The sequence below is a fragment of the Pseudarthrobacter sulfonivorans genome (assembly GCF_001484605.1).
Classification (GTDB): domain Bacteria; phylum Actinomycetota; class Actinomycetes; order Actinomycetales; family Micrococcaceae; genus Arthrobacter; species Arthrobacter sulfonivorans_A.
In genome coordinates, this window is record NZ_CP013747.1 from 4905601 (window position 1) to 4926264 (window position 20664).

17 protein-coding genes are annotated in these 20664 nt (G+C 66.4%); 7 read left to right on the forward strand and 10 right to left on the reverse strand.

Annotated features, from left to right (window positions below):
* Positions 1-8: 8 nt before the first annotated feature.
* Genes AU252_RS22315 through AU252_RS22325 form a run of 3 tightly spaced genes read right to left on the reverse strand, consistent with a single transcriptional unit; the run spans position 9 to position 4378 of the window.
* Positions 9-1415 carry a gamma-aminobutyraldehyde dehydrogenase gene (locus tag AU252_RS22315; protein ID WP_058932572.1) on the reverse strand — a complete coding sequence of 469 codons (1407 nt, stop codon included), beginning with the start codon at positions 1413-1415 and terminating at the stop codon, positions 9-11.
* 12 nt (positions 1416-1427) lie between these two features.
* A complete protein-coding gene (locus AU252_RS22320; protein WP_058932573.1) occupies positions 1428-3047 on the reverse strand; it encodes a thiamine pyrophosphate-dependent enzyme in 1620 nt (539 codons plus the stop codon).
* Positions 3044-4378 carry an MFS transporter gene (locus tag AU252_RS22325; protein ID WP_099093414.1) on the reverse strand — a complete coding sequence of 445 codons (1335 nt, stop codon included), beginning with the start codon at positions 4376-4378 and terminating at the stop codon, positions 3044-3046. Before AU252_RS22325 ends, AU252_RS22320 begins: the two co-directional genes overlap by 4 nt.
* A gap of 160 nt (positions 4379-4538) precedes the next feature.
* Between AU252_RS22325 and AU252_RS22330 the strand changes: the two genes are divergently transcribed.
* The 5 genes from AU252_RS22330 to AU252_RS22350 all read left to right on the forward strand — a co-directional run bounded on the left by AU252_RS22330 (position 4539) and on the right by AU252_RS22350 (position 8762).
* A complete protein-coding gene (locus AU252_RS22330) occupies positions 4539-5723 on the forward strand; it encodes a PucR family transcriptional regulator (RefSeq protein WP_058932574.1) in 1185 nt (394 codons plus the stop codon).
* Positions 5724-5823: 100 nt separating this feature from the next.
* Complete coding sequence (locus tag AU252_RS22335; RefSeq protein WP_058932575.1) at positions 5824-6177, forward strand: hypothetical protein; 354 nt, start codon at positions 5824-5826, stop codon at positions 6175-6177.
* Between the two features lie 202 nt (positions 6178-6379).
* Entirely contained in the window at positions 6380-7732 is a 1353-nt protein-coding gene (locus tag AU252_RS22340; RefSeq protein WP_099093415.1) for an MFS transporter, read from the forward strand.
* Positions 7729-8139 carry a RidA family protein gene (locus tag AU252_RS22345; protein WP_205630604.1) on the forward strand — a complete coding sequence of 137 codons (411 nt, stop codon included), beginning with the start codon at positions 7729-7731 and terminating at the stop codon, positions 8137-8139. Before AU252_RS22340 ends, AU252_RS22345 begins: the two co-directional genes overlap by 4 nt.
* Positions 8136-8762, forward strand: coding sequence for an RraA family protein (locus AU252_RS22350; protein WP_058932576.1), 627 nt, complete (start codon positions 8136-8138; stop codon positions 8760-8762). Before AU252_RS22345 ends, AU252_RS22350 begins: the two co-directional genes overlap by 4 nt.
* 117 nt (positions 8763-8879) lie before the next feature.
* Here the strand turns inward: AU252_RS22350 and AU252_RS22355 are convergent, their stop codons facing one another.
* From AU252_RS22355 to AU252_RS22385, 7 genes are all read right to left on the reverse strand, one after another.
* Positions 8880-9782 carry an aldose 1-epimerase family protein gene (locus tag AU252_RS22355; protein WP_058932577.1) on the reverse strand — a complete coding sequence of 301 codons (903 nt, stop codon included), beginning with the start codon at positions 9780-9782 and terminating at the stop codon, positions 8880-8882.
* A complete protein-coding gene (gene araA / locus AU252_RS22360) occupies positions 9779-11299 on the reverse strand; it encodes an L-arabinose isomerase (RefSeq protein WP_058932578.1) in 1521 nt (506 codons plus the stop codon). Before araA ends, AU252_RS22355 begins: the two co-directional genes overlap by 4 nt.
* Positions 11300-11336: 37 nt before the next feature.
* On the reverse strand, positions 11337-12041 hold the full coding sequence (locus tag AU252_RS22365; protein ID WP_058932579.1) for an L-ribulose-5-phosphate 4-epimerase: 705 nt from the start codon (positions 12039-12041) through the stop codon (positions 11337-11339).
* A complete protein-coding gene (araB, locus tag AU252_RS22370) occupies positions 12038-13795 on the reverse strand; it encodes a ribulokinase (RefSeq protein ID WP_058932580.1) in 1758 nt (585 codons plus the stop codon). The genes AU252_RS22365 and araB overlap by 4 nt, the downstream gene beginning before the upstream one ends.
* A gap of 106 nt (positions 13796-13901) precedes the next feature.
* Positions 13902-14915, reverse strand: coding sequence for a LacI family DNA-binding transcriptional regulator (locus tag AU252_RS22375; protein WP_058932581.1), 1014 nt, complete (start codon positions 14913-14915; stop codon positions 13902-13904).
* A 108-nt stretch (positions 14916-15023) separates the two neighbouring features.
* Positions 15024-16244, reverse strand: coding sequence for an ROK family transcriptional regulator (locus tag AU252_RS22380; protein ID WP_058932582.1), 1221 nt, complete (start codon positions 16242-16244; stop codon positions 15024-15026).
* An 11-nt stretch (positions 16245-16255) separates the two neighbouring features.
* Positions 16256-17530, reverse strand: coding sequence for an FAD-binding protein (locus AU252_RS22385; protein ID WP_240484255.1), 1275 nt, complete (start codon positions 17528-17530; stop codon positions 16256-16258).
* Positions 17531-17770: 240 nt separating this feature from the next.
* On the opposite strand from AU252_RS22385, the gene xylA reads away from it, so the two are divergent.
* A complete protein-coding gene (gene xylA, locus AU252_RS22390; RefSeq protein ID WP_058932583.1) occupies positions 17771-18961 on the forward strand; it encodes a xylose isomerase in 1191 nt (396 codons plus the stop codon).
* A 4-nt stretch (positions 18962-18965) separates the two neighbouring features.
* On the forward strand, positions 18966-20582 hold the full coding sequence (locus AU252_RS22395) for an FGGY family carbohydrate kinase (protein ID WP_058932584.1): 1617 nt from the start codon (positions 18966-18968) through the stop codon (positions 20580-20582).
* The last annotated feature ends 82 nt before the right edge of the window (positions 20583-20664 follow it).

The window sequence follows — 20664 nt, forward strand, 5'->3', positions numbered from 1 at the left end:
TTCCTGGCCTACCGGTGTGAGGTGGTCACGGACTTGATGCGGGTGTAGTCCTCCAGGCCGAATACGGAGAGGTCCTTTCCGGTGCCGGAGTGCTTGAAGCCACCGTGCGGTGCCTCGGCCGGGATCACCTGGTGGCAGTTGATCCAGACAGCGCCGAAATCCAGCTCCATGGACACCCTGGTGACCACGCCATGGTTCTCAGACCAGACGCTGGAGGCCAGCGCATACTTGGTGCCGTTGGCCAACTCGATGGCCTCTTCCTCCGTGGCGAAGGGCTGCACGGTGAGCACGGGACCAAAGACCTCGTCGCACACCACCTCGTCGCTCTGGAAGACGCCGTCGATCACTGTGGGCTCGAAGTAGTAGCCGGTGCCGGTGCGCTTGCCGCCGGAGAGGACCGTGGCGTTGGCCGGCAGCCGGGTCATGAAACCCTCCACCCGCTCAAGCTGCGCGGCGCTGTTCAGCGGGCCGAGGTCCGCGTCGTCGCCGCCCACGGTGAGCGCGGCGGCCGCGGCTCCGAGGGCGGCGGCGAACTCGGTGTGGATGGACTGTTCCACCAGCACGCGGGTGACTGCGGTGCAGTCCTGGCCGGCGTTGAAGAACGCGCTCAGCGCGATTTCCTGTGCGGTCCGGGCAATGTCCACGTCCGCGAAGACGATCGCGGGTGCCTTGCCGCCGAGCTCGAGGTGGACGTCCTTGAGCGTTTTGGCTGCGGCGGACATCACCTGCGCTCCGGCGCGGGTGGATCCGGTGATGGAGACCATTTCCGGGATCTCGTGCTCAACCATGGCCGCTCCTGTGCCGCGGCCGCCGCAGACAACGTTCACGACGCCGGCGGGGAAGGCTTGCTGGGCGAGTTCGCCCAGGATCACGGTGGACCAGGGCGTGGTGTCGGCGGGTTTGAGGACCAGGGTGTTGCCGGCGGCGAGGGCCGGGCCGATCTTCCAGATGGCCATCATGAAGGGGTAGTTCCACGGGGTGATCTGTGCGACCACGCCGAGGGGTTCCCGCCGGATGGAGGAGGTGAAGCCCTCGACGTACTCCGTGGACGCCGTGCCGGATACCACCCGGCAGGCACCGGCGAAGAAGCGCAGCTGGTCGGCGCCCCGCAGGATCTCCAGCTCGCGGGTCGCGGCACGGGGCTTTCCGGTGCACGCCACTTCGGCCTCCAGCAGGCTGTCCACGTTGGCTTCGATGAGGTCCGCGAGCTTGAGCAGCATGGCCTGGCGTTCGCCCGGCGTCGTGCGCTTGTACCTCTTGAATGCCTGCTGCGCGGCCTGGAAGGCGAGGTCGACGGCGGCCGCATCGCTGTCGGGGGCGCTGCCGATCTGGAGTCCCGTTGCCGGGTCGAAGAAGGGCAGGCTGGCCGGGGCGTCAACGGCCTGGCCGTTGATGATGTTCTTAAGCGTGATCACGTGGGGCTCCAGTCAGTTGCTCTTGGGGGAACGGGTGGTGGGATCCTGCGGCAGGTGCAGCACGGCGGGCAAACCGGATTCGACGGCGCGGCGGAACGCACCGGCGAAGTCCTCAGCCTTCTCAATCCGCTCGCCGTAGCCGCCGTAAGAGCGGGCCAGTGCAGCGAAGTCCGGGTTGGTCATGTGAGTGCCGGAGGGGCGGCCCGGGTAGTGGGCTTCCTGGTGTTCACGGATCGTGGCAAAGATGCCGTTGTCCACCACCAGCACGATGAACTTCGCGCCGTGGCCCATGGCAGTGGCGATTTCCTGGCCGTTCATCATGAAGCAGCCGTCACCGGCCACCGAAATGACCTGCCGGCCCGGGTAGGCCAGCGAGGCGGCCACCGCTGCCGGGATCCCCATGCCCATCGCACCGTTCCGCGGCGCGGCCAGGGAGTTCGCACTGTTGTGTCGCAGGTAGCGGGCCGGCCAGAGGGCGTGGTTGCCGGCACCGAAGGTCAGGACGGCGTCGTCGGCCATTTCCTGGCTCAGGATTTCCATCACGACGCCGAGGTCCACGCCGGCCCCGCCGTCCGGCTGGGCGGAGGAGAACTTGAGGTAGTCGGCACGGGCGTCGGCGAACCAGCCGGCCACCGGCCGCACCGCGGACTCCAAGCCGGCCAGCACTGTGGAGAACGCCGTGACGTCGGCGGTGATGTGCTGGTCCATCCGGCCGAAGTGGCCCAGGAGATCGGCGTCTGCGTTGACCACTACGGTGTGGGCGTCGAGGCCGCGCGTGTAACCGTCGGAGAGAACGTCGCCGCGGACGCAGCCGAGGAAGACAATCAGGTCCGCCGCCTCAAGCCGGGCCGCATTGGCGTCGCTGCGGCCGTAGCCGAGGAAGCCGGCGTAGGCGTCGGAACGGTGCGGCACGGCGTCGTAGGCGCGGAAATCCGCGACGACGGGGACGCCGTGACGGGCAGCCCAGCGGGCCAGCGCTTCGCCGGATTCCTGCGTCCAGCCTTCGCCGCCCACCACGATGAGGGGCTTGCTGGCGCCGGCGAGCCGGGCTTCGAGCTGTGCCAGGTCCGGGGCGGCCGGGGCCGGGCGGGAGACCTTGCGCGGTTCCACGGTCCCGGATTCAATGGCGTGGACCAGGACGTCTTCGGGGAGTCCGATCACCACGGGTCCGGGGCGTCCGCTCAGTGCGGTGAAGATGGCGTCGTCCACGACGCGGGCGGCGGAAGCGGCGTCGTCGAGTGTTACCACTTTCTTGGCGGTGCTGCCGAACCAGGCGTTGATGTCGAATTCCTGGAAGGATTCGCGGCCGCGGTCCGCCACGGGGATGAGGCCCACGAAGAGGATCATGGGGGTGGCGTCCTGGTGTGCGGTGTGGATGGCGATGAAGGCGTTGGCCGCTCCGGGGCCACGGGTCACCATGGCTACACCGGGCAGGTCGGTGAGGCGGCCTTCAGCGAGTGCCATGAACCCGGCACCGCCTTCATGCCTGGTCACGACGGTTTCAATGGAGGAGCCGTGCAGGCCGTCCAGGACATCCAGGAAGCTTTCGCCGGGGACGCCGTAGACCCGCTTGACGCCGGCACGTTCGAGCTGGGCCACAATCAGGTGGCCGGCGGTGGTTGTTGTGCTCAATGCTTCATACCTTCTTCTTCGATACTGAGGGCAGGCAGGACCAGGCCTGAGAGTGCGGTCAGGACCGACACGACCAGCAGGATGATGGCCCCGGGCCAGAATGAGTTGCCACTGGCAGCCACGAGGGCCGTGGCAATGAGTGGAATAAAACCGGAAATAACGCCGGCGCTATTGGAGGTGATGGCTACTCCGGTGTAGCGGACGCGGGTGGCGAACAGGGCCGTCAGGGCTGTGCCCGAGACGGCGTAGGGAATGGACAGAGTGGCCACGCCGATGATCATGGCGCCGATGACCAGCACCGGGTTCGCGGTGTTGATGGCCAGGAAGACCGGGACGGCCACAAGCGCAGAAGCCACGCCGCCCCAAAGGATCACCTTGCTGGCGCCGTACTTCTCGCCCATTCGTCCGGCCCAGATGAGGACGAAGATCTCGAACACAGCGGCGAGGAGCGAGCCCAGCAGGAGGGTTTCGTAGGGCATCTTGAGGACCTTGGTGCCGTAGAAGACCACAAAGCTGGTGATGAGGTAGAAGCCGCCGATGCCCAGCAGCGCGGAGCACATGCCGACCAGGATCTGCCGCCAGCTGTTCTTCAGGACACCACGGATGGGCGCATGTTCGGTCTCGCCGGCTTCCATCAGGGCTTCGAATTCAGGGGATTCACTGAGGCGGCTGCGGATCCACATGGAGATGGCCAGCAGCGGGATGGCCGCGACGAACGGGATGCGCCAGCCCCAGGCGTCAAAGTCGGTCTGCCCAACGAGGTAGAGCATGCCGAAGAAGCCGCCGGAGGACAGGATGGTGCCGATCGGGGAACCGATCTGCGGCAGCGCGGCGTAGCGTGCACGCTTGGCAACGGGGGCGTTTTCGACGGCGATAATCACCGCACCGCTCCACTCGCCGCCTACGGCCAGGCCCTGCAGGATACGCAGCGCCACCAGGATGATGGGAGCTGCGACACCGATGGTCATGTAGTTCGGCAGGAGCCCGATCAGGCCGGTCACCACGCCGATGCCCACGATGGTGACCATGAGGATCTTTTTCCGGCCCACCTTATCCCCGAGCGAGCCGAAGATGAAGCCGCCGATGGGGCGCGCCACGAAGCCGACAGCGAGGGTGGCGAAGGAGCTCATGGCGGCCACAAAGGGGTCATCGGAAACGAAATACTGGGCATTGAACACCAGTGCCGCGGCGGTGGTGAACAGGAAGAAGTCGTACCACTCGAGGGCTGTGCCAACCAAGGCTGCCAGGGCAACCTTGCGGGTGACATTCTCATCCACGATACGCGGGACCTGCTGGTCCACGCCCGTCGCCGTACTGTCGTTAATTGCCATGAATACTCCAGATAGATACTGACCGGATGCTGCGGGCATACTGCCTGCTTGCCGCTTGTTGCGTGATGTGGCTCACCTTGGGGCGTGAATCCATTCTTCCAGTAGGTTCGTCCAAAAAAACTAGCAATGCACCACGGGATCTTGGTCCTAGAATGTGGGAATGCACAATGATCAGGATTACGGCGCCCGTTGGGGCGAGCTGGTGGAGCGGCTGCACGGCCGCGTCGATGAACTGGCAGAGCTGTTTTTGGCGCGGGTGCATGAGATCCCCGAGTATGCCGGCAGCACTGTGGGCATGGCGGAACTGCGGGATACGGCGCGCGAAACGTTCCACCGCCTGGTGGACGGGCTGCGCGATAAGGAGCTGCAGCGGTCCGGACGCAACGGCGACCATGACTCGCTGATGCGGTTCTCGCTGGAGCTGGGCGCAAAAAGGGCACGCGCCGGCATCTCCCCTGAAGCCCTCACCTCCGCCGTCCGGCTCGATTTCAGCATCCTGTGGGAGGACCTGCTGCAGATCTCCGAGCCCCAAGACGCGCCGCTGCTCACGTCGCGGGTGGACCGGGTGTGGCGGGTGGTGGACGAATTCGCCGCGCACACGCACTCAAGCTATTCGGCCGAGCGGGTCCGCATGGCCCAGGAGGAATCCAACATCCGGCGCGAATTCATCGCCCGGCTGTTCAGCAAATCCGAACTCTCGGCGGACACCATCAGCCAGGCGTCCGCCGCCCTGGTCACCGACCCCGAAGCCCGGTATTCGATAGTGGCCGCCAGCGCGGAGGCAGCCACCAAGCTCCGCGCCTTTGCCCAGGGCCCCCAGTCCTCGCAGCGGCTTTTTGTCCACGAATTCGGCGGCAGCACGTATGTCTTCTGGCAATTGGGCAAGGCCACGGCCGGCGGGCGGCACCCCGCGGGGCCGTTTATCCCGGCCGGCATCGCCGGGATCCCCTGCGGCTACGTGGAAAGTTTCTCCGGGCTCCGCGGGCTCCCCGCGGCCGCCCGGACCGCCGAATGGCTGGCCCTGCTGCTCCACCCGTCGGACCGTGGACCCCTGACGGCTTCCGCGGCGTGGGCCCGGCTGGCCAAACAGCAGCTCCAGGACGCCGGCCTGGACCTGTGGGCGGATCTGGACGCGGCACTCGCGCCGTGCCGCGGCGGAGAGCGCGAACGCCTCGAGGAGACGGTGCGCCATTTCCTATCCACAGGCAACATCACCACCACGGCCCAGGTCCTCTTCTGCCACCGGAACACCATCCTCAACCGGCTGAACCGGTTCCAGGACCTGACCGGAATCGACCTTGCCGTTCCCGCCCAGGTGGCCAGGCTGGTAGTGGCGTGGGCCTAACGTCTGCGAGCGCCACTATTGGCGGCGCCTGCCCAAGCCACATCCCCTTGACCGTGGGGCGCAACGGTGCCGTAATGAAGTTGAGTGGAGGAGGACGATCGTGAACGTCTTGGAATCCGTGTCCAAGGGAATGCGCGTTGTGGATGCGTCGGGCGATGATATCGGTGCCGTTGAGCGCATCGTTCCGCCCAACACTAAGGCAGAAGTGTTCGAAGAAGCCGCCACGGCTTCCGAACAGGATTTGATCAACCTCGGGCTGAGTGCTGTCTTCGGCAGGGAACCGAAAGTACCCGAGCTGATGGCCCGGCGGTTGTTCCATTCGGGCTACATCAAAATCGATGCCCGCGGATTCTGGGCCAGCGACTCCTATGCGGCTGCGGATGCCATCAACCGGGTCGAAGACGGAAAGGTGTACCTGAGCCTGACCCGGCACGAACTTTCTGCCCAGGTGTGACGCACTGATCCGGCGCAGGCCGCCCGACTGGTAGTGGCCCGCGCGTAGCAGCCCGCTAATACCCTGAGGGGTGTTTTGTGTGAACTCACATTTTTCGGCCTTTTCTGGTGGATTTTTAGCCATTGAACTGTGATGGTCGACACAGAATAGTTGGTAACTACCTGCACCGGACAATCGTCCCCGCACCCCATCTGGAGAACTGATGGCCAACATGGTAAATACCACCACCGCCGCTGCTACGGCACGGCTGGACCTCACAAAAATGCGCAAAATCGCCCTCGCCAGCGTCATCGGCACCACCGTCGAGTGGTACGACCTCTTCGTTTTCGGAACAGCATCCGCGCTCGTCTTCAACAAAATCTTCTTCCCCAGCTTCGACCCGCTGGTGGGCACCATGCTCGCTTTCGGCACGTTCGCCTCGGCCTACATCGCCCGCATGGTGGGTGCCATCATCTTTGGCCACTTCGGGGACAGGCTGGGACGCAAGTCCATGCTCCTGATCTCGCTCCTGACCATGGGCGCCGCCACGTTCGCCATCGGCCTGCTGCCGGACTACAACAGCATCGGCATCATGGCCCCGCTGCTCCTCCTCTTCCTCCGCGTCATCCAGGGCCTGGCCCTGGGCGGCGAATGGGGCGGAGCCGTCCTGATGACAGTGGAACACGCACCTGCCTCACAGCGCGGGTTCTACGGTTCCCTGGTCCAAGTGGGCGTGCCCGCCGGAACACTGATCGCCAACGTGGCGTTCCTGATCGTGGCCTCAACCGTCAGCACTGAGGCACTGCTCAGCTGGGGCTGGCGCATCCCGTTCCTCGCCTCCGCGCTCCTGGTGGCCGTGGGCATCTACATCCGGCTCCACATTGAAGAGACCCCCTCATTCCAGGCGGTCAAGGATGCCGGCGCCAAAGCCAAGCTGCCGTTCGCAGCCCTGATGGCCAAGTACTGGAAGCAGGTCATCCTGGGTGGCGTTGCCACCCTTTCAACAGGCAGTACGTTCACGCTCCTGGTTGCCTCCGGTGTCTCCTACGGCAAGAAGGAACTCGGCCACTCCGAGAGCCTGATGCTGTGGGTGGTCCTGGCCTCGTGCGCCTTGTGCTTCGTCCTCATCCCATTCTTCGGACGCCTCTCCGACAAATACGGCCGCAAACCCATCATCTTCGCGGGCGTCGCAGCCGAGGCAGCCCTGGCCTTCCCCATGTTCTGGATGATGGACACCAAATCTGTGGCGCTGCTCTTCATCGCCTACCTGGCCATGATGACCGCGTTCGCCGCCAACTACGGCCCCATCGCCACGTTCCTGGCCGAGCTGTTCGGGTCCAAGGTCCGCTACTCCGGCCTGTCGGTGGCGTACATGCTCTCAGGACTCCTGGGCAGCGCCGCGACGCCGTTCATCACCACCTGGCTCCTGGGCGTCACGCACCAGAGTTCGTCCATCGCCTGGTACATCATGGGCGCCTCCCTGGTCTCGCTCGCGGCGCTCGTGATTCTGACGGAGACCCGCTACGGCAACATCGACGCCGTCGACGAGTCCCCCGTTGAGGCGGCAGCGAAGTGACGGCAGCCTCCCCCGCGGGAACCGTCCTGCGGATCGCTGAGATCCCCGGCGGGGCGGCCGCCGTCGGGCCTTTCTCCCAGGCAGTGGTGGCCAACGGGTTCGTGTTCACGGCCGGGCAGATCCCCGCCATCACAGGGGTGGACAACCAGCCGGAAACGTTCGAGGAACAGGTCCGCCAGACACTCCGGAACCTCACCGCAGTGCTGGAGGCCGCCGGATCCGGGCTGGCCCATGTAGTCAAAGTCAACACCTACCTCACCGACCCGGGGCAGCTGGAGGAGTACAACCGCGTCTACGCGGAGTTCTTCGGCGACGCAAAGCCGGCACGCACGTCGGTCTGTGTCAGCCTCTGGGGAGTCTCCCTGGAAATCGAATGTGTTGCGGTCCTGGCTGAGGCGGGACAGTGAGCAGCAAGGTCCTGGCAGGCACGCAGGTCCTGGCTGGCCTGGAGGCCGTCAGCTACCCCACCATCGGGCATTTCCTCGAAGACGGATTCGTTGACCCGGCCATCCAGTCGCTGCTGGACGGCGTGAAGGTGGCCGGGCCTGCGGTCACCGTCCGGATCGTCGGCAATGACGCGATCGCCATGAACCGGGCGCTGCTGGAGCTGTACCCCGGCACAGTGCTGGTGGTGGACATGGACGGCGATCGCCGTCATGCCCCCGTCGGCGCGGTGACGGCCGCAGCCGCCAAGGCCCAGGGCGCCGCCGGCATCGTGGTGGACGGGGTGGCAACGGACCTGCTGGAGCTGCGGAGCACCGGCCTGCCGGTCTTCGCCCGCGGCACGTCATGCCTCACCACCAAGCGCCTGCACGGCACGGAGTCTGCGGTCAACGTTCCCGTGACATGCGGGGGCGTGGACGTGGCCCCCGGCGACTGGGTGCTGGGTGACGATAACGGCGTAATTGTGTTGTCCCCGCGGGAGGCGGCAGCTGTCCTGGAGCAGGCGCTCGACTCCGATGCGGCCGAGCCGGAGCTGCTGGTACGGATTGCGGCCGGAGAACCACTCGAGACGCTGCTGGCGCACTGACTCGCGCATGCACTGACCTGATTGTGCACTGACCAGCTTGTCCATTGAAGCGGCCGGCCCCGGCTAACTGCCGGGGCCGGCCGCTTCAGTGCGTGTCAACGCCACCACCACGCGGCATCAGGCGGCGAAGATGCTCCAGCCGGCCTGGTGGCTGCTGCCCGGCTCCAGCTGCACGAGGTCCTGGCCGCTGTTGAAGGCGTCCGGCGGACAGGTCATCGGCTCAACCGCCAGGCCCAGCCTGTTCGCTGCGGGGGCGGGTTTGTCTGCAGTATGTATCTGCAACCAGGGGCAGGTCCGGTCCCAGGCCATACCCACCCCGGTTCCGCCGGGGTCCCTGGCGATCAGCTGGGCGCGGCCGCCGTCGTCGAACTCAAGGTCGGTGAAGGCGTGGTCGATCTGTGTGCCGCCGATTGCCCGCGGCGCCCGGAAGTCGAACTGGTGGCCCTCCACCTTCCGGGTGGCGACCGGCAGCAGCCGGTCCGGCGTGACCTCAAGGAAAGACTCCGCAGGGATCCGGACGGTCCACTCATCCAGCGGCGCGGGTCCGGCCAGCAGGTACGGGTGCGGGCAAACCCCGTAAGGTGCCGCCTCCACGCCGATGTTGCTTGCTGTGACAGTGGTGTGCAGCCCGGCGTCGTCCAGCTGGTATTCGATGTGGAGCCGAAGGTGGAACGGATACCCTGGGGCCCCGGCGATCTCACAGGACAGGCTCACCGCGTCGGCACCGCTGCGTTCAACGGTCCACAAACGGTCGAACGCGAGCCCGTGCAGTGCCGTGCCCCGCTCCGGTTCGTTGATGGGCAACTGGTGCTCGACGCCGGCAAACCGGTACGTGCCATCGGCGATCCGGTTGGGCCACGGTGCAGCGACGATCCCCCGGTAGTCCGGGATGGGCGCATCGGCGTCGAACGGCACCACCAGGTCCCGGCCCTGGAAAGCCAGCCACCTGAGGGCACCGCCGCGCTGCACAACGGCGGCGGTGTAGTCCCCCGAGACGAGCTGAAGTTCGACGCCGTTCACAGGCCGCCGGCCAGCTTGTAGTAGGCGGCGTTCCAGTTGAGTTCCTTCTTGAACTGCTTGATGGTGGTGCCTTCATCGATGGTGAGGAGCTCGGTCCTGGCAATTTCGGCGAAGTCCTCGAACACGTCCAGCCCCACCTGCGTGGACAAAACGGTGTGGTGCGCGGCGCCGGCGGTGAGCCACGCGGCGGCCGACGTGGCGAAGTCGGGTTTGGGCGACCAGAGCGCCCGGGCCACCGGCAGGTTCGGCAGCGGCTCGTCCAGGTCCACGACGTCGACGGCGTTCGCCACGAGCCGGAAGCGGTCGCGCATGTCCGAGAGCGCCACTACGACACCTGGGCCGGCGTCGGTGTCGAACACCATCCGGACCGGGTCTTCCTTGCCGCCGATACCGAGCGGGTGGATCTCGACGCGCGGTTTTGTGGCCGTCAGCGAAGGGCAGACCTCGAGCATGTGCGCGCCCAGGATCTTCTCCGCACCGGGCTCCAGGTGGTACGTGTAGTCCTCCATCAGGGACGCGCCGCCGGGCAGGCCCGCGCCCATCACCTTGGCGGCGCGGACCAGAATGGCCGTCTTCCAGTCGCCCTCGGCGCCGAAACCGTAGCCGTCGGCCATCAGCCGCTGCACGGCCATGCCGGGCAGCTGGCGCAGTTCGCCCAGGTCTTCAAAAGAGGTGGTGAACGCGGCTGAGCCGTTCGCCTCCAGGAAGCTGCGCAGGCCCAGTTCGATGCGGGCACTGTAGCGCAGCGACTCGTGCCGCGCTCCCCCGGCCTTCAGCTCCGGGACCACCTCGTAGAGGCGCTCGTATTCCGCCACCAGGGTGTCGACGTCGGACTCTGCGGCGCCGTGCACGGCGTCGGCGAGCTCGTTGACGGACCACGTGTTGACGGAGACGCCGAAGCGCAGCTCCGCTTCGGTTTTGTCCCCTTCGGTGACGGCCACGTTGCGCATGTTGTCACCGAAGCGCGTCAGTTTCAGAGTCCGGACCGCGGCCCAGCCTGCCGAGGCGCGCTGCCACACCCCCACCTGGCGGGAGACCTCCGGGTTGGACACGTGGCCCACCACGGTCTTGCGGGGAATGCCGAGGCGGGACTGGATGTAGCCGAACTCGCGGTCGCCGTGCGCTGCCTGGTTGAGGTTCATAAAGTCGAAGTCGATGTCCGCCCAGGGCAGCTCAACATTGGCCTGGGTGTGCAGGTGCAGGAGGGGCTTGCGCAGCAGGTCCAGGCCCTGGATCCACATCTTGGCCGGGCTGAAGGTGTGCATCCACGCCGTCACGCCGATCACGGAATCGTCCGAGTTCGCTTCCAGCGCGGTGCGGCGGATGGCGTCCGAATCGGTGAGGACCGGCTTCCAGACCACCTTGACCGGGACATCGGAGGAGGCGTTCAGGGCGGCGGCAATCCCCTGTGACTGGGCTGCGACCTGCTTGAGGACGTCCTCGCCGTAGAGGTGCTGGCTGCCGGTGAGGAACCAGACCTCGTAGTGGCCGAGGGACGTGCTGTTGGCGTTGTTCATGGGTTTCTCCTGCGAAAGTTTGGGGGTGGGCGGGCCGTTACTGGCCGTAGACGTTCTGGTAGCGGGCGTAGAGGGAATCGATGTGGCCCTGGTCGATGGTGATCGGTTCGCCCAGCTGGCGGGAAATATGGACAGTGCGCGCCACTTCCTCGCACATCACCGCGGCCTTCACGGCGGACCGGGCGTCCTTGCCGATGGTGAACGGGCCATGGTTCTGCATCAGGACCGCGGGCGAGGTGGAGTTCTTCAGCGTCTCAACGATGCCCTGCCCGATCGAGTCGTCCCCGATCAGCGCGAACGGGCCCACCGGGATGGAGCCGCCGAACTCGTCGCCCATCATGGTCAGCACGCACGGGATCGACTCGCCCCGGGCTGCCCACGCCGTGGCGTAGGTCGAGTGCGTGTGCACCACCCCGCCGACGTCGGGCATGTGCCGGTAGACATAGGCGTGCGCCGCGGTGTCCGACGACGGCGACAGCGGCGGGTTGCCCCACTCACCATCCGCATCGCCATCCACGGCCACGCCGTAAAGGTCGGTGACCACCATCTGCTCGGGCGTGAGGTCTTCATAGGAAACGCCGGACGGCTTGATGACCATCAGGTCTCGGCCGGGCACGCGGGCGGAGACGTTGCCGGCGGTCCACACCACCAGCCCGTAGCGGGTGAGCTCGGCGTGCAGGGCGCAGACTTCCCGCCGGATCCGGGCGATGGTGTCCAGTGTTTTTGCGGTCGCGGTGCTCATGCGGAGGCTCCAACGGTTGCGGGGGCGGCGGATACTGCTGCTGCGCCGGCGCGGGACGCTGCGGCGGACCTGCGCTGGATAGCCTTGAGCCGGTGCATCACGTCGTTGGCGCCCCGGCCGAAGTAGTCGTGGAGCGTGCGGTATTCCTGGAACAGTTCCTCGTAGGCGGCAACGTTTTCCGGGATCGGAGTGTAGACGTCGCCGGGTTCTGAGCCCATGGCCGCCGCGGCTTCACGGATGTCGGCGTACTTCCCGGCCGCCACGGCGGCGTGGATGGCGGAGCCCAGCGCCGGGCCCTGGGTTGAGCCGATAGTGGACAGCGGCAGGCCGGTGATGTCGGCGTAGATCTGCATCAGCAGCTTGTTTTTCAGCAGGCCGCCGGCCACGATGAATTCCTTCACCGGGACACCCGAATCGCGGAAGGCGTCCACGATGGTGCGGGTCCCGAAGGCCGTGGCCTCCAGCAGCGCCCGGTAGGTGTCTTCGGGCTTGGTGGCGAGGGTCTGGCCCACCACCACGCCGGAGAGTTCGTGGTCCACCAGTACCGAGCGGTTGCCGGAGTGCCAGTCCAGGGCGATGAGTCCGTGCTCGCCGATGGCCTGGCGGGAGGCGAGTTCAGTCAGGTATTCGTGGAGGCCCAGCCCTGCCGCGGCCGCCGCCTGGTGGTATTCCGGCGGGACACCGTTCTTCGTGAACCAGCCGAAGATGTCGCCCACGCCGGACTGTCCTGCCTCGTAGCCCCAGAGGCCGTCGACGATCCCTCCGTCCACCACGCCGCACATGCCCGGCACTTCACGAAGCTCCGAACCGTTCATGACGTGGCAGGTGGACGTGCCCATGATGGCCACCAGCTGCCCCGGTTCCACGGCTTTGGCGGCCGGGGCCGTGACGTGCGCGTCCACGTTGCCGACGGCCACGGCGATGCCTTCCGGCAGGCCCGTCCATCCGGCAGCCTCTGCCGTGAGGTAGCCCGCAGCATCGCCGAGCCGGCCGATGGTGTGCTCCAGTTTGGTGCTCACGAAGTCCTTGAATTCCGGGTTCAGAGCGGCGAGGAAGTCCTCGGAGGGGTACCGGCCGTCCTGGTAGATGCCCTTGTAACCGGCGGTGCAGGCGTTGCGAACGTACTGTCCGCAAAGCTGCCAGACGATCCAGTCGGCCGCCTCCACCCAGTGGTCCATGGCGGCGTAGGCTTCCGGGTCCTCCTCCAGCAGCTGCAGGCCCTTGGCGAATTCCCACTCGGAGGAAATCAGTCCCCCGTAGCGCGGCAGCCAGGCTTCGCCGCGTTCGGCGGCCAGGGCGTTGATCCGGTCCGCCTGCGGCTGCGCGGCGTGGTGCCGCCACAGCTTCACATAGGCGTGCGGGCGGCTGGCAAAGCCGGGCAGTTCGTTGAGCGGAGTGCCGTCGGCCTTGACCGGCACCATGGTGCAGGCCGTGAAGTCAGTGGCGATTCCGACGACGGCTGCCGGGTTGATCCCGGCGTCTGCGATCGCTGCGGGGACGGCGTGGCGGAGGACGTCGCGGTAGTCGTTCGGCACCTGAAGTGCCCATTCCCCGGGAAGCCGGGCTCCGCCGTCGCCCGCAACGCCCGCTACATCCGCCGGCAGGGCATCCGTGACCACGGCGTGCGGATAGTCGAAGACACCGCTGCCCAGTTCCTTTCCGTCACGGACCCGGACCACAACGGCCCGTCCCGAAAGCGTTCCGTAGTCCACGCCGATGACGTAGTTGTCTGTGCCGTCCACTGTGACGTCCATGAAGTCCTCCAAATAGCTGGTCCGGTGAGCGCGGATTGATTCAATTGTGAGCGCTAACAATTGGGACGTCAAGTGTCGGGGTTATGGCTGGGAAGATCAGGAGAAATCAGGCGGGAGCAGACGTACTGCTGCGGACAACCAGCTCCGGCTCCACCATGATGGTGCCTGCGCCCGCGCCGCCCTCAAGGGCGCTCAGCATAACGCCCATGCAGCGCCTGCCGAGTTCCTCGAAGTCCTGGCGCACGGTGGTCAGCGGCGGCGTGAAGTAGCCCGACTCAGGCTGGTCATCGAAGCCCACAACGGAGACGTCGTCGGGCACGCGGAGCCCCGCTTCGCTGAAGGCGCGCAGCAGGCCCAGGGCCATCTGGTCATTGCCAACGAACAAGGCCGTAGCCGTGCGTTCAGCGGCAAGCTGCCGGCCGATCCGGTACCCGCTGCCGGCGCTCCAGTCCCCTTCGATCAAGAGATCATCAGCCAGGCCGGCTTCGCGGAGCCGCTCACTCCACCCCTCGGCACGTGACCTGCCGTCAACCCAGTCCTGGGGCCCGGAAACATGCCCGATCCGCCGGTGGCCCAGGTCGATCAAGTGCGAGACCGCCAGGCGCGCCCCGAGCTTCTGGTCCACCAACGCTCCGCTGAAGAGCCCCCCACCGGCGGCACCCACAAGGATCACGGGAACGTCCAGGGTGAGGCCCTCCAGCGCCCGAACGGTACCGTCGTGGGGCACAATGACGATAATTCCGTCCGCGCCCTGGTCCGTGAGATGGCGGACGGCGTCCGAGATGGCACCCGCGCCAGCCTCCTTGATGGCCTCGATGCTGACAAAATAGCCAGCCTCCCGGGCAGCCTGCTGGACTCCGAGGAGGGTGTTGGCCGGGCCGTACTGCCCCATTTCGGCCGCAAGCACACCTATGGTCTGCGAACGACGCGTGACCAGGCTTCTGGCGGCGGTGTTGCGCCGGTAGCCGAGTTCAGCAATGGCCGCCTCCACTTTTTCCCGGGTGGCGCTGCTGACATTGGGGTGGTTGTTGATGACCCGCGAGACCGTCTGGTGGGACACCTTTGCCCGCGCTGCCACGTCTTCCAGGCGTGGCTGGCGTCGGTCAATGGTGTTGCCCATGAGAGGGACCCTTCGGTGGAAGACAAGGTGGTGTCCAACATTCTATGGCCGTGATCAAAGCCGAAAGCCGCGCTGTCAGCCCGGCGCTGTCGGCGCTACAGAGTGCACTCAGCGCACCTTCGCGGGTGGTGCGGGCAGGGCGCTGATGCCTGCCGGGTCCGCGAGCAATCGGGTGAAGGCCAACTCCGCAGCCCCGATCATCATAAGGTCGGAGCCCAGCGCGGCACGGTAGATCCTGGCCCGGCCCCCAACCTCGTCCAGGGCCTGGGTGCGGAGCAGGTTGTCCAGCGTGTTCGGGGACAGTTCATGCAGAATGCCCAGGAACCCATCGAGGACGATCGCGTCCGGGTTGAACGTGTTGACCGCGTTGCGCAGCGTGATGCCCAGGTAGCCCAGCTGGCGGGCGATCTCCCCGGCCAGCTCGGCGGTGTCCTTCGCGCGGAGCGCCGCTTCGAGCTGGCTGGCGTCGCCGCCGTCGAGTCCTGCCAGGTTAAAGAGCCGGGACTGGGATACCTCGGTTTCGAGGCAGCCGGACGCACCGCAATGGCAGGTCTGGCCGTCCGTGCGCACAAAGGTATGTCCCAGCTCCCCGGCATATCCGGCGGACCCGCGCAGCAGCGCCCCGTCGGCAATAACGCCGCCGCCGATGCCGCTGGCGCCGCCGTTGAGGTAGATCAGGTTGCCGCGGCCGGCGCCGGCTCCGAAAATCAGCTCGGCTTCCGCACCGAGGGAGGCATCGTTGTCCGCCAGGCACGGATAGCCGGTGGCCTCGCCCATCATCCGGGCCACAGGTTCGTCGCGCCAACCCAAATGGGGGGCGTGGCGGACCACCCCGTCGGCACGGTTGACCAGGCCGGGCACGGCCATGCCGATGCCAACGATCCGGTAGGACGCATCCAGTTCCGAACGCATCCCTGCGATGACGGCAGCAGCGATGTTGACTGCTTCCCTGGCTGTGGGGATCCGCTCCGTGTCAAAGCGGATTTTCTTCTGGACCTTTCCGCCCAGGCTCACCAGTCCGATGGTGACGGCGTCCACTTCCGGGTTCACGGCTAATGCCGCCGTGGAAGGATCAGGCCGGACGTCAGGGCTGGGACGGCCCACCTGGGCCTCGCCCGACGGTGCAGTTTCATAGACCAGGCCGAGTGCCACCAGCTGGCCCACCAGCGTCCCCACCGTGGATCTGTTCAACCCCGTCCGCCTGGTGAGGTCCGCGCGGCTGATCACACCATGGTGGTGCACCAAAGCCGCGATCAGGGCCAGATTGTTCCGCCGCGACGGATCAGCGTCGCTGGCCGTTGCGGGGAGGCGGGTTGCTGAGGACATCATCCGTGACAATATCAGCAGCCGAAGACCGCGTAGTCCAGGAACCGGTTGCGGAACTTTCCGGCCGGATCCAGCCGGCCGGCCAGTGTCCGGAAATCATCAAAGCGCGGATACAGGGGCCCGACGGCGGCAGCACCGCCGTCGAACAGCTTTCCCCAGTGAGGCCTTGCGGCAAAGGGGGCCAGCTCGGCCTCAAGCAGTGGCAGTACCGACTCGACCGCAGGCTGGTCCTGCCGCCAAGTGAAGTGCAGGCCGATGCCGTCGCGACCATAGTTTGGGCTCAGCCACAACCGGTCTGCAGCAATCGTTCGGATCTCGGAAACCAGCAGCAAAGGCGTCAGGAGCCCGGAAAGTCTGCGCAGGGTGCGGATGGCATCCACAGCGTGTTCCCGGGGCACCAGGTACTCGGACTGGAGTTCGTCGCCCTTGCTGGGCGTGAATTCCATCCTGAAGTGGGCAAGCCGGTCCGACCACGGCCCCGGCACGCCGAGTTGTTCGGTGCAGTTGCTTCCGGAGACGCCCGGGAGCGGATGCCGGGCCGACAGGGCCGGGGTGCCGCCGAAGAAGTCCCGCTGGCCGGCCACCACTCCCGGATCCGACACCCGGCCCTTCAGCCATGCCTGCCCTACGGTACTGCCGCTCCAGTCAGTGAAGAGGCTGACGCTGTACGCGGAGGACGTGACGTCGTCGAAATTCTCCAGAACCTGCTCCCAGTCCAGGTCCTCAAAAACGTGCTGGGTGACCTGGAAGGCCTGCTCGATGTCCAGGGTCACGCTGCTGACGATTCCCAGGGCGCCGAGTCCCACCACCATGCCGTCAAAGTCCGCAGTCTCACCGCGGTGGGCGGTGAGGATGCCGCCGTCGGCTACCACGAGCTCCAAGCCGGCGACGGCGGTGGCCAGATTCCCGTTGCCGTCACCGGAGCCGTGCGTGGCCGTGGCCACCGCACCGGCCACCGAAATGTGGGGCAGCGAGGCCAAGTTGTGCAGGGCGAAGCCTTGCCGTTGCAGCTCCGCGGCGAGCGTCCCGTACCGAGTGCCTCCACTGACAGTGACGGTCATGTTCTGGGCATCGACAGTGATGACCGGATCCAGCAGGTCCAATGCCGCCAGCGTGCCGGAGGTGTCGGCGATGTCGTTGAACGAATGGCGGGATCCCAGGGCGCGGATGGTCCGGGCTCCGGCCACCAGTTCCTGCAGCTCCTCCACTGTGCGGGGGTGAGCGATCCGTTCCGCCTGGTAGCTGAGGTTTCCGGCCCAGTTCCGTTCCTGCACGCGCTGTTCAGTCACGGCGTGAGTCCTCCATGGAGTCTGGTGATCCGGTTTGATGTTCTGCACAACATAACAGCTGCGAGCGCGCAAAACCAGATAATTCGTGGGGAATCGACGCCAGCACTCATCCGGGCTCCAAAGGTGGCTAGTGGTTGACATTACGGATAATCATAATATGTTTGTGTGCAGAACAAAATAGCTGTGGCTCACCAAAGGATGCGGCACGCACTCCTTTCATACCTAGCAACGGAGCATTCAATGACGATTCAGCCCACCCGCGAAGACAAGTTTTCCTTCGGCCTCTGGACGGTCGGCTGGGAGGCCCATGACCAGTTCGGCTCCGCCACCCGCCCGCCCCTGGACACGGTCGAAGCCGTCAACAAGCTGAGCGATCTGGGTGCCTACGGCATCACCTTCCACGACAACGATCTCTTTCCCTTTGGCTGCTCGGCAGCTGATCGCCAGCGTGAGATTGACCGGCTGAGCGGCGCGCTCAAGTCCACGGGGATGATCGTTCCCATGGTCACCACCAATCTGTTCAGCCACCCGGTTTTTAAGGACGGCGGCTTCACCAGCAACGACCGCGGCGTCCGCCGCTTCGCCTTGCGCAAAGTGCTGGACAACATCGACCTCGCGGCTGAACTCGGCGCCGAAACGTTCGTGATGTGGGGCGGCCGTGAGGGCAGCGAGTATGACGCCGCCAAGGACATCCGCGGCGCCCTGGAGCGTTACCGTGAGGCCGTGAATCTGCTCGGCGACTACGTTACGGACAAGGGCTACAACATCCGCTTCGCCATCGAACCGAAGCCGAACGAACCCCGCGGCGACATCCTGCTCCCCACCCTGGGACACGCCCTCGCGTTCATCGAGACCCTGGAACGTCCGGAACTCGTGGGCGTCAACCCCGAAACCGGCCACGAGCAGATGGCCGGCCTGAACTTCACCCACGGCATCGCCCAGGCCCTGTACCAGGGCAAGCTGTTCCATATCGACCTCAACGGCCAGCGCAGCATCAAGTTCGACCAGGACCTGGTGTTCGGCCACGGCGACCTGCAGAACGCGTTCTCCCTGGTGGACCTGCTCGAAAACGGCGGCCCCGACGGCGGACCCGCCTACAGCGGCCCGCGCCACTTCGACTACAAGCCCAGCCGCACCGAGGATATCGACGGTGTGTGGGACTCCGCCGCCGCCAACATGCAGACCTACCTGCTGCTGAAGGAACGCGCGAAGGCCTTCCGCGCAGACCCGGAGGTGCAGGACGCGCTGCAGGCTTCCCGCGTGGCGGAAATCAACGAGCCCACCCTCAACCCGGGCGAAGGCTACGAGCAGCTTCGCGCGGACCGTGCTTCCTACGAGGACTTCGACGCCGACGCCTACTTTGGCGGCAAGGGCTTCGGCTTCGTGAGGCTGCAGCAGCTCTTCATCGAGCACCTTCTCGGAGCGCGCTAATCCCATGACGCTGGTTGCCGGGGTTGACTCCTCCACCCAAAGTTGCAAGGTTACGGTCCTGGATGCCCAAAGCGGTGTCCTTGTCCGCGAAGGGCGGGCGAGCCACCCGGACGGGACGGAAGTCCATCCGGACCATTGGTGGCGGGCGCTTTCCGTGGCCATCGACGACGCGGGCGGGCTGGCAGACGTGGACGCGCTGTCCGTCGCGGGCCAGCAGCACGGCATGGTGCTGCTGGACCGCGACGGCAACGTGGTGCGGCCCGCGCTCCTGTGGAATGACACCCGCTCCGCGGCAGCTGCAGCGGCACTGATCGACGAAGTAGGGGCCGAGGAATTTGCCCGGCGGACCGGGCTGGTGCCCGTGGCATCCTTCACGGTCACCAAGGTCCGCTGGGTCAGGGACAACGAGCCCGAAAATGTGGCCAGGGTGGCCGCCGTCGCCCTCCCCCATGACTGGCTGAGCTGGCGTCTGCGCGGATACGGTCCGGCCGGGGCCAGCCCGCTGGGCCCGGATCTGGACGCGCTCACCACGGACCGCTCGGATGCCAGCGGGACCGGCTACTGGAGCCCCGCTTCCGGCAGCTATGACGTGGAGCTGTTCCGGCTGGCCTTCGGCAGGGACGCACGCGAAGCCCGTCAAGAGCCGGAAGCGGCTGGACCTGCACCTGTTTCGGCTGCCCCCGCGGCCGGGGGCGCTGTCATCCTGCCGCGCGTGCTGGCTGCCGGCGAAGCTGCCGGCCGTGTTCATCCACTCTGTTTTGCCGGGAGCAACGCCGGCGCAGACACTGGGACCGATCCCAGTACCGATGCTGTCGCAGATGCCGGTGGCGCAGGCGGTGGCGAGCGGGGTGAGATCCTCCTCGGCGCCGGCGCCGGGGATAACGCAGCCGCAGCTTTGGGTCTGGGTGCCAGGCCCGGGGATGTGGTGGTCTCGGTCGGCACCAGTGGAACTGTCTTCGCCGTCGCATCCGAAGCTGGCCATGATCCCAGCGGAACAGTTGCCGGCTTCGCAGGCGCAGGCGGCGACTATCTGCCCATCGCCGTGACGCTGAACGCCGCCAGGGTGCTGAGCTCAATGGCCGCGCTGCTGGACATCGGTTTTGATGAGCTCTCCCGGCTGGCACTGGAAGCGGCTCCCGGGGCAGGCGGCGTGGTTCTGGTGCCCTATTTTGAGGGCGAACGCACCCCCAACCTGCCGCAAGCCAAGGCCAGCCTGCACGGTCTCAGCATCGCGTCCGCCACCCGGAGCAACATTGCCCGGGCGGCCATCGAAGGGATGCTGTGCGGATTGTCCGGTGGCCTGGCAGCCTTGCAGGCGTTGGGCTATCCGGCAGGGCGGCTGCTGCTGATCGGCGGAGCCGTGCAGAACCCGGCGGTACAGAAGATCGCATCCCAGGTGTTTGACCTGCCGGTGGTGGTGCCAAGTCCCGGCGAATACGTGGCCCGCGGCGCCGCAGCACAGGCCGCCTGGGCACTCACGGGAGCCCGTCCCGACTGGCCTGTGGCACTTGCCGCGGCACCGGCGTCGGACTTTCAGCCCGTCATCGGCGAGCAGTACGCGCGGGCCTGCGGGCATATTGCCCAGGACAGCCGGGCCGCCGTGTCTTCGACCTCCAGCTAGCCGACCTCCAGTCAGCACCGAGGTGGGTCGCTAAGGTTCTCCTGTAAGGATGAAGTCCCCAAGAGCCCGAAAGTGCCATATC

What these genes read in the sequence shown, in the direction of transcription:
- AU252_RS22325 (WP_099093414.1), bottom strand. Translation starts at nt 4,378, where the DNA reads ATGGCAATTAACGACAGTACGGCGACGGGCGTGGACCAGCAGGTCCCG.
- AU252_RS22330 (WP_058932574.1), top strand. Translation starts at nt 4,539, where the DNA reads ATGCACAATGATCAGGATTACGGCGCCCGTTGGGGCGAGCTGGTGGAG.
- AU252_RS22340 (WP_099093415.1), top strand. Translation starts at nt 6,380, where the DNA reads ATGGCCAACATGGTAAATACCACCACCGCCGCTGCTACGGCACGGCTG.
- araA (WP_058932578.1), bottom strand. Translation starts at nt 11,299, where the DNA reads ATGAACAACGCCAACAGCACGTCCCTCGGCCACTACGAGGTCTGGTTC.
- AU252_RS22365 (WP_058932579.1), bottom strand. Translation starts at nt 12,041, where the DNA reads ATGAGCACCGCGACCGCAAAAACACTGGACACCATCGCCCGGATCCGG.
- araB (WP_058932580.1), bottom strand. Translation starts at nt 13,795, where the DNA reads ATGGACGTCACAGTGGACGGCACAGACAACTACGTCATCGGCGTGGAC.
- AU252_RS22375 (WP_058932581.1), bottom strand. Translation starts at nt 14,915, where the DNA reads ATGGGCAACACCATTGACCGACGCCAGCCACGCCTGGAAGACGTGGCA.
- AU252_RS22380 (WP_058932582.1), bottom strand. Translation starts at nt 16,244, where the DNA reads ATGATGTCCTCAGCAACCCGCCTCCCCGCAACGGCCAGCGACGCTGAT.
- xylA (WP_058932583.1), top strand. Translation starts at nt 17,771, where the DNA reads ATGACGATTCAGCCCACCCGCGAAGACAAGTTTTCCTTCGGCCTCTGG.
- AU252_RS22395 (WP_058932584.1), top strand. Translation starts at nt 18,966, where the DNA reads ATGACGCTGGTTGCCGGGGTTGACTCCTCCACCCAAAGTTGCAAGGTT.